The sequence below is a fragment of the Arhodomonas sp. KWT genome, from assembly GCF_010993615.1.
Window position 1 is genome coordinate 3,971 of the sequence record NZ_WNXE01000083.1, and the last position, 8,110, is coordinate 12,080.

Annotated in this window: 9 protein-coding genes; 3 read left to right on the top strand and 6 right to left on the bottom strand. The window is 69.7% G+C overall.

What is annotated here, in order from left to right; genetic code table 11:
- From G7A99_RS12295 to G7A99_RS12305, 3 genes are all read right to left on the bottom strand, one after another.
- On the bottom strand, nt 1-635 hold a 635-nt coding region (locus G7A99_RS12295), incomplete at its 3' end, for a cytochrome c oxidase assembly protein (RefSeq protein ID WP_240466265.1).
- A 153-nt stretch (nt 636-788) separates the two neighbouring features.
- Complete coding sequence (locus G7A99_RS12300; protein WP_163140536.1) at nt 789-1,424, bottom strand: peroxiredoxin; 636 nt, start codon at nt 1,422-1,424, stop codon at nt 789-791.
- 102 nt (nt 1,425-1,526) lie between these two features.
- Nucleotides 1,527-1,847, bottom strand: coding sequence for a hypothetical protein (locus G7A99_RS12305; protein WP_240466266.1), 321 nt, complete (start codon nt 1,845-1,847; stop codon nt 1,527-1,529).
- Nucleotides 1,848-1,915: 68 nt separating this feature from the next.
- Between G7A99_RS12305 and sohB the strand changes: the two genes are divergently transcribed.
- Nucleotides 1,916-2,902: a protease SohB gene (gene sohB / locus G7A99_RS12310; protein WP_163140538.1), complete on the top strand. Its 987-nt coding sequence runs from the start codon at nt 1,916-1,918 to the stop codon at nt 2,900-2,902.
- A gap of 4 nt (nt 2,903-2,906) precedes the next feature.
- Here the strand turns inward: sohB and G7A99_RS12315 are convergent, their stop codons facing one another.
- The 3 genes from G7A99_RS12315 to phaC form a co-directional block, all read right to left on the bottom strand.
- Nucleotides 2,907-3,134: a DUF2835 domain-containing protein gene (locus G7A99_RS12315; protein WP_163140540.1), complete on the bottom strand. Its 228-nt coding sequence runs from the start codon at nt 3,132-3,134 to the stop codon at nt 2,907-2,909.
- Nucleotides 3,135-3,136: 2 nt separating this feature from the next.
- The gene (locus G7A99_RS12320) at nt 3,137-4,000 is read right to left on the bottom strand and encodes a DMT family transporter (RefSeq protein WP_163140542.1); all 864 of its coding nucleotides are present in this window, start codon (nt 3,998-4,000) and stop codon (nt 3,137-3,139) included.
- 76 nt (nt 4,001-4,076) lie between these two features.
- Nucleotides 4,077-5,885 carry a class I poly(R)-hydroxyalkanoic acid synthase gene (phaC, locus tag G7A99_RS12325; RefSeq protein ID WP_163140544.1) on the bottom strand — a complete coding sequence of 603 codons (1,809 nt, stop codon included), beginning with the start codon at nt 5,883-5,885 and terminating at the stop codon, nt 4,077-4,079.
- A 130-nt stretch (nt 5,886-6,015) separates the two neighbouring features.
- Between phaC and G7A99_RS12330 the strand changes: the two genes are divergently transcribed.
- A complete protein-coding gene (locus G7A99_RS12330; RefSeq protein WP_163140546.1) occupies nt 6,016-6,759 on the top strand; it encodes a class I SAM-dependent methyltransferase in 744 nt (247 codons plus the stop codon).
- 139 nt (nt 6,760-6,898) lie between these two features.
- Complete coding sequence (locus G7A99_RS12335; protein WP_163140549.1) at nt 6,899-8,035, top strand: RNA ligase; 1,137 nt, start codon at nt 6,899-6,901, stop codon at nt 8,033-8,035.
- Nucleotides 8,036-8,110 lie beyond the last annotated feature (75 nt).

Sequence of the window (8,110 nt, forward strand, 5' to 3'; positions counted from 1 at the left end):
ATGTCGCTGTCGGCGAACACGATGTAGGCCCCGAGCACGATCTGGGGGAAGGCCACCGCCGCGAGCATCAGACAGCGCTTGCCGAAGCCGACGCTGTAGTGCCCCGGCCCCGGCGCCCGCGGATCCAGCGCCAGCCACCAGAACAGGATGCCGTCGACGGCCATGCTCCAGTTCATCAGCGCGTAGAGGTCGCGGCTGAGCATGGCATCGAAGTGGATCGAGGGGATCAGCCAGAAGTAGATCAGGCCGACGAACACGAGCGCGGCGACAGGCGGGAACTGCAACGTGCGGTAGACACACTGCACCGGCCGGGTCCGCCACAGCGGCCGGATCACCCGCTCGCGCAGCCCCGCCGGCGTGCCCGCGGCCAGCACCGGCAACGGATTGGCCAGGGCGATGAGCACCGCCGCCACGTGGTGGAGCACCAGGTGCTGGAGGCGATGGATGAAGAAGACGTACTGCGCATAGTAGTCGTAGCGGGTCTGGGTGACCGCATACATCAACGCCAGACCGAGCAGGAAGGCCGCCACCCGCCAGAAGCCGGGCCCGGCCCCGGCGGCCAGGCCGCGCAGGAACAGCACCAGCGCCCCGCCCACCACCAGGGTGACCAGGGGCTGCCACTCGTAGGGTGCCAACGCACCCAGTATTTCCGGGAATAAGGCCATTGCCGGGCGTAGACCACCGAAAGGAGCGGTGATGATAGCACCCGGGCGGGCAGCGGATCAGCCGGGGCCCGCCGTTCCCGGTGAAGGGACCGGCGGGCCCGGTGCGGAAGCGGCTGCCGCCGCTTACTTGTTCGGCTGCGGGGTCAGCCGGAGGTAGGGGCGCAGCTCCTTCCAGCCCTTGGGGAAGCGCTGCTTCGCGTCCTCGTCGGAGATGCTCGGGACGATGACGCACTCCTCGCCGTCGACCCAGTCCACCGGGGTGGCCACGCCGTAGTTGTCGGTAAGCTGCAGGGAGTCGATCACCCGCAGGATCTCGCCGAAGTTACGGCCGGTGGACGCCGGGTAGGTGATGGTGGCGCGGATCTTGTGGTTCGGGTCGATGATGAACACCGAACGCACGGTCGCCGAGGCGTCCGCGTTGGGGTGGATCATGTCGTAGAGCTCGGAGACCTTGCGGTCCTCGTCCGCGATGATCGGGAAATTGACCTGGGTACCCTGGGTCTCGTTGATGTCGTCGATCCACTTCTTGTGGTCGTCGACGGAGTCCACCGACAGCGCGATTGCCTTGACGCCGCGCTTGTTGAACTCGTCCTTGAGCTTGGCGGTGCGGCCGAGCTCGGTGGTGCACACCGGGGTGAAGTCCGCGGGATGGCTGTAGAGCACCACCCAGCTGCCGGCGCCCCACTCGTGGAAGTTGATCGTCCCCTCGGACGTGGACGCGGTGAAATCGGGGGCGGTGTCGCCGATGCGAAGTGCCATGTCGACCTCCTTGGATGTGTCCCTGTGACGTCGTTCGTGAAGAAGCCACTGCCGACTCTAGCAGCGGCCGCAATATAACAAAAAAGAATAATTCGTTTTAGGCTAACCTCTATCGGGAATATTCGTCACCCGCCCATGCAGCCGCTCTACGGCCTCCGCGGTGAACACCACGACATGAATGGTGCTCCGGTAGACCTGTCCCTGCGCACGCCGCTGCTCGATCCAGCCTCCGTGCCCGTCGGCGTCGAGGCGCAGGAAGTCCCGCCCCTCGAGCAGGCCGCCTTCACGGCGCAATGCCTTGAAGGCACGAAAGGCCGTGCCCTTCGGCCGCCCGAGCCACTCGTCGATCTGCCGCAGGGTGTACATCGCCGTACCCGCCACCGTCACGGAGACCGGCGGCGCCTGCGTCCGCGGATGCTGCATGACGTCCCTCCCGCCCCGTATACTGCCGGCAACGATGGGGGCGGAGCGACACCGGTACAAGGGGAATTATGGCCGTTTTTCAGGACTACGCCCTGTTTCTCGCCGAGCTGGCGACGATCGTGCTCGCACTCGTGGCCGTGATCGTGATCGCCACGCGCAGCCGGGGCGGACGCGGCGAACGCGACAGCCTGCGGGTACGCCGGCTCAACGAGCGCTACGAGGAGATGCGCCGGGGCATCGAGCGGGTCCTCGCCCCGTCGCGCAAGGCGCGGCGGCGACTGCGCCGGGAAGGCCGGCGCCAGCGCCGGCGGGGTGGCGGCGACGGCGAAGCCCGGCTGCCGCGGGTGTTCGTGCTCGACTTCGACGGCGACATCCGTGCAAGCGCCGTGGAGAACCTGCGCGAGGAGGTCAGCGCGGTGCTGCGGACCGCCCGCTCGGACGACGAGGTCGTGCTGCGCCTGGAGAGCGGCGGCGGCACGGTCCCGAGCTACGGCCTTGCCGCCTCCCAGCTCGCGCGCCTGCGCGAGAACGGCGTGCGCCTGACCGTGTGCGTGGACCGCATCGCCGCCAGCGGCGGCTACCTGATGGCGGCCGTTGCCGACCATATCGTCGCCGCCCCGTTCGCCATCGTGGGCTCCATCGGGGTGGTCGCCCAGCTCCCCAATCTCCACCGCCTGCTCAAGCGTCACGACGTCGACTACGAGCTGCATACCGCCGGCGAGTACAAGCGCACCCTCAGCGTGTTCGGCGAGAACACCGACGCCGGCCGGGCGAAGTTCCGCGAGGAGCTCGACGCGGTGCACGGACTGTTCAAGCAGCACATCGCCCGCTATCGCCCCGGCCTGAACGTCGCCCGGGTGGCCACCGGCGAGTACTGGCTCGGCAGCCAGGCGCGGGAACTGGGACTCGTGGACGCAGTGGGCACCAGCGACGACCTGCTGCTCGATCGCGCCGAGCGCATGGAGCTCATCGAGCTCACCTGGCAGCGCCGCGAGCCCCTGTCGCGACGACTGTCACTGGTCCTCGAATCGGCCCTGACCCGGCTGCGCGCCTGAGCCCTCACCCCGGCGTCAGGCGGCGCAGGGCGACGAAGCGCCCGTCGTCCCCGTAGGCGAGCTCGAAACGTCCATGGATGCCGTCATGGGTGGCGTGCCGGTGCAGCACGCTCGCCGGGAAACGCACACGGCGGCCGTCCTCGGCACGGGCCACGACATCCCGGGCGTCGCCGCGGTAATAGCTCAGCCACTCCGAACGCGAGATGGCGAGACGCAGGGTCAGCACCGGCATGCTCAGCCCCCCCGGCTCCGCGCGGGCAGCCCTACGGTCTCGGCAACCGCCACCGTCAGCACCAGGGCCGCACCGACCACGGCGAGCGGCGGGGGCACCTCGCCGAGCACCAGTGCGGCGGCGGTGATCCCGTAGACGGGCTGGAGACAGGAGATCATGCCCGCGCTCTTGGCCGGGAGATAACGCATGCTCGCCACGAACAGGCTGTGGGCGCAGGCGGTGAACACCGCACCGAGGAGTACCAGCAGCCCGGCGTCGGTGGTCGATGCGGGCGGCTGGACGAACGCCGCCAGGCACACGCAGATCACCACCAGCTGCCAGGCCATGGTCACGGTGCCCGGGTAGCGGGTGAGGTAGTGGCGGTGCAGCACGTTGCGCAGCGCGAACAGCAGCGCCGAGAACAGCCCCCAGAGGGCACCGGCGAGCTGGCCGGAGTCCAGCGAGAAGTCCGGCACCACCAGCGCCACGCCGGCGAGGGCGAGCACCGCGAGCGCGAGGTCCCGCGGGTGCCAGCCGCCTCCGTGGAACAGCGGCTCGATGAGCACGGCCATCACCGGCCAGGTGAACATCGAGACCACGGCCACCGCCACGGTGGCCACCTGGATGGCGTGGAAATAGGCGGTCCAGTGCACCGCCATGATCACGCCCAGCACCACCACCAGGAGGCGGTCGCGCCCGGAGGCGAGCCACCAGCCGCGCTCGCGGCACACGGCCAGCCAGGCGAGGAGCGCCAGCGCGCCGACGAACGAGCGCCAGGCGATGATGCCCACCGCGTCCAGGTCGACGAGCTTGGCGAAAAGCGGCACCAGGCCCAGCAGCAGGACGGAGACGTTGACCTGCACCAGGCCGCGCACGGGGGATGACAAGGGCTGACTCCGGATCGGGTGGGTGTCGGGAGAGCGGCGTCCCTGCCGCCGGCGGGGCGGCCCCGCCGATACCGGCTCAGGCGTCGCCGGGGTCGTCGTTACGCTCGCGCACGTAACGCCCGGGGGCATCCTCGATGGGCGTGAGCCGCCCGCCGCCCGGGGTGCGTGCGGCGACCTTGCCACCCCCCTTCTGGGCCAGCCAGCGCAGCCACTCCGGCCACCAGGACCCTTCGTGATAGGTCGCACCGTCGAGCCACTTGTCCGGGTCCGTCGGCATATTCCGGTTGGTCCAGTAGCCGTACTTGTTCTTCTCCGGCGGATTCACGATCCCCGCTATGTGGCCCGAACCGCCCAGCACGAACTTCGTCGAGCCTCCGAGCAGACGCGCCCCCTGGTAGGTGGCCTTCCAGGGGGCGATATGGTCGTCCCTGGTGGAGATGAAGAACGCCGGCACGTCCACGCTGGAGACATCGATGGGCACGCCGTCCAGGGTAATGCCGCCGGGCTCGCGCAGGCGGTTCTCCAGGTACATGTTGCGCAGATAGAAGGCATGCATGCGCGCCGGCATGTTGGTGCTGTCCTGGTTCCAGTACAGCAGGTCGAAGGGGAACGGATCCTCGCCCTGGAGGTAGTTGTTCACGAAGAACGACCAGATCAGGTCGTTGGCACGCAGGCTCGACATGGTCGCCGCCATCTGCTGACCGGGCAGGTAGCCGATCTCGTTCATCTGGCGCTCGAGCATGGCGAGCTGTTCCTCGTCGATGAACACCTCGAGCTCGCCGGGCTGCTCGAAATCGATGAGGCTGGTGAGGAAGGTCGCGCTGTTCACGCGCTCGTCACCCTTCGCCTTGAGATAGGCCAGGGTCGAGGCGAGCAGGGTGCCGCCCAGGCAATAGCCGACCATGTTGATCTCCGACTCCCCGGTCGCCTTCCCGGCAGCGTCCATGGCGGCCAGCACACCCTCGTGCATGTAGTCCTCGAAGCCCTTCTCGGCGAGTGAGGCGTCCGGGTTGCGCCAGGAGATGGTGAACACGGTCTGGCCCTGCTCCACGAGCCAGCGGATCAGCGAGTTCTTGGGCCGGAGGTCAAGGATGTAGTACTTGTTGATCCACGGCGGCACGAACAGCACCGGCCGCCGGGCGACCTCCTCCGTGGCCGGGGCGTACTGGATGACCTGGCAGAGGTCCGTCTCCGCGACGACCTTGCCCGGAGTGACCGCCAGGTCGCGCCCGACCTCGAAGGCGTTGGGGTCGGTCATGCGGATGTTGAGCTTGCCGCCGCCCCGCTCCAGGTCCTCGAGGAGGTTGTTCAGCCCCCGCAGCAGATTCTGGCCGCGGGTCTCGACGGTCTTCTGGAGCACCTCCGGGTTGGTGGCAAGGAAGTTCGACGGCGACATCGCGTCGATATACTGCCGGGTGTAGAAGTCGATCTGCCGGGCGGTCTTCTCGTCGAGGCCGTCGACGTTCTTCACCGTGTTGTGGATGTAGTCAGCGGTGAGCAGATAGGACTGCTTGAGGAAGTCGAAGACCGGGCTCTCCTCCCAGGACTCGTGACGGAAACGCTTGTCCTTCGCGTCGGGCTCGCGCACCGGTTCCGCCTCCAGTCCCCAGAGCCGCAGCGTGGTGCTCTGCACGAGCGCCATGTAGTCCTGCCAGAACGCCATCTGCGCCTGGGCCAGCGCCATCGGGTCCGACATCAGGCGGCCGTAGAGGTCCTGGAACAGCCGGCTCATATGCAGGGCGTCGTCCATGCTGAGCTGGCTGCCCTCCTGCCGGGCGATGAAGTCCTTGACCAGCTGCTGGCTCTTCTCGGCGATCTGCGCGAGCGAGCGGGCCAGCTCCTCCGGATCGACCTCGGTCGGGGTCCCTGTCTGATTCTCCGCCATTGTGCAAACACCTCGGTCGTGGCCAGGGTCGGGCGCCAGCGGATGGCCCCGTTACGGCATACTGGATGTAGTGCGGCATCCGCCTTCAATGGATCATACTGCACGGCAACAACGCGACCAACATCACCCCATGACCGTCTCCCCCGCACCCGTTGAGGGCATCGTCACCACCGCCGGCACCGCCGCGGCACCACCCGGCTGCCCGGTGCTGGCGGCACCGCCGGAGACCGGCCTGTACCTGCACTGGGACGGCGAGGCGCTCGCGCTCTGCCGCGCCACTCCGCCGCGGCTGCGGCTCGTGCTTGACCCCGCCGCCACGAGCCTCGGCCGCCGGGGCCGGCAGGCAAGCGCCGGCAACGAGCACATCGCACGCGCCTGCGGCCTGCGCGGCGGCGGCACACCGCGGATCATCGACGCCACCGCCGGGGCCGGCCGCGACGCCGGCCTGCTTGCCGGACTGGGCGCGCAGGTGACCATGGTGGAGCGCTCGCCGATAGTGGCCGCACTGCTCAGCGACGCCCTGCGCCGGGCCGGAACGGCTCCGGCCACCGCGCCGGTAGCCGCCCGGCTGGCGCTGGTGACCGGCGAGGCCGCCGCGTATCTCGACAGCCACACCGCGGACATCGTCTACCTGGACCCCATGTACGACGCCGGCCGGCGCAAGGCGCTCGCCGGCAAGGAGATGCAGCTCCTCCAGGCCCTGCTCGGTCCGGACACCGACGCCGACGCGCTGCTGGACGCCGCCCGCGGCGCCGCCACACAGCGGGTCGTCGTCAAGCGCCACCGACATGCACCGCCGCTGGCCGGACGCCGCCCCCACCACAGCCTCACCGGCCGGAGCACGCGTTTCGACGTCTATCTGCCTACCGGATAACGGGGCCGCTGCGGGGCGCGCGAAGCGCGGGCCCGTCACCGGCGAACCGGTGCGGGCGCTCGTGTCACAATGCGTTCACGGCTACGCTATCCGGACCGGCGGGAAAGGCCGGGGGTGGAGGCGACGCCGGGAGGGGTCGATGAGCGCACGCAAACGCCATCCGCAGGCACCGGCGCCGGAGCGCTTCGAGCAGGCCCTGGCGGCCGGCAGCGCCGAGCGCTTCGAGCACCTCGGCGTGGAGTGGGTCCGGCTCACGGAGGACTGGCGGGGCATGCCCCGGGGCCTGCTGCGCGTGGCGGGGCGCGTGGTGCCGGACTATCCCCACATCGCCCGCATCTTCTCCCTGGCCGCGGGCATGCGCACCAACTTCGACGCCCCCTGCCACGTCGAGGAGAAGATCGACGGCTACAACGCGCGCATCTTCCGCGCCGGCGACGGCATCGCCGCGGTCACCCGCAGCGGACGCCCCTGCCCCTTCACCATGGACCGGCTCCCGGAGCTCATCGACCCGGCCGCGCTGGCCCGCTTCTTCGACGCCTGTCCGGACGGCGTGCTGTGCACGGAGATCGCCGGTGCGGGCAATCCATACATGGATGTCGCCTCCCCCCGGGGCGGCGAGGACGTCCGCGCCTTCGTCTTCGATGTGCTGCGCCTGGACAGCGCGGGTTTCGAGGAGCTGTCGGGGCGCGACCGCCTGCTCGCCGACGCCGACATCCCCCACGCCCCGCGGCTGGGCGTGTTCGGCCCCGGCGAGATCGATGCGCTCAAGGCGGAGGTCCGGCGGCTCGACGGCGAGGGTGCGGAAGGCATCGTGCTCAAGCCCGCCGGTGCCGGCCTGCGCGCGAAATACGTCTGCCCGGGCATCAACGTGGTCGACGCGGCCAGCGAGGCCGCACTGGAGCTGGAGCTGCCCGGCGCGTTCTACACCCAGCGCCTGGTGCGCATGGTCATGGCCGCCCGCGAGCTGGGCCAGGCGGAACGGATAACCGAGCTGGGCGAGTGTTTCGGCCGCGAGCTCGCCGAGGGCTTCAGCCGGGCACTGGACGAGGTCGAGGCCTCGGGAGAGCTGGTCCAGCGGCACACGGTGCGGCTGCGCGAGGCCGCCAGCGCCGACGCCCTGCTCGCCCACCTCAACCACGGCTCACGCACCATCCGCGCCGTGGAGGAATCCCGGGAGCACGACGGCCGGCACTGGGTGGTCACCTTCCGCAAGGTCTTCCGCCGCTCCACCTCGCGGCTCGCCAGCCTGCGCCGGGGCGTACCGGTGTTCGACTAGGCGTCCGGGCGGATCTCCGGGCGGCAGCGCACCGGGAAGTTCACCGAACGGGCGATGAAACAGCGCGCATGGGCC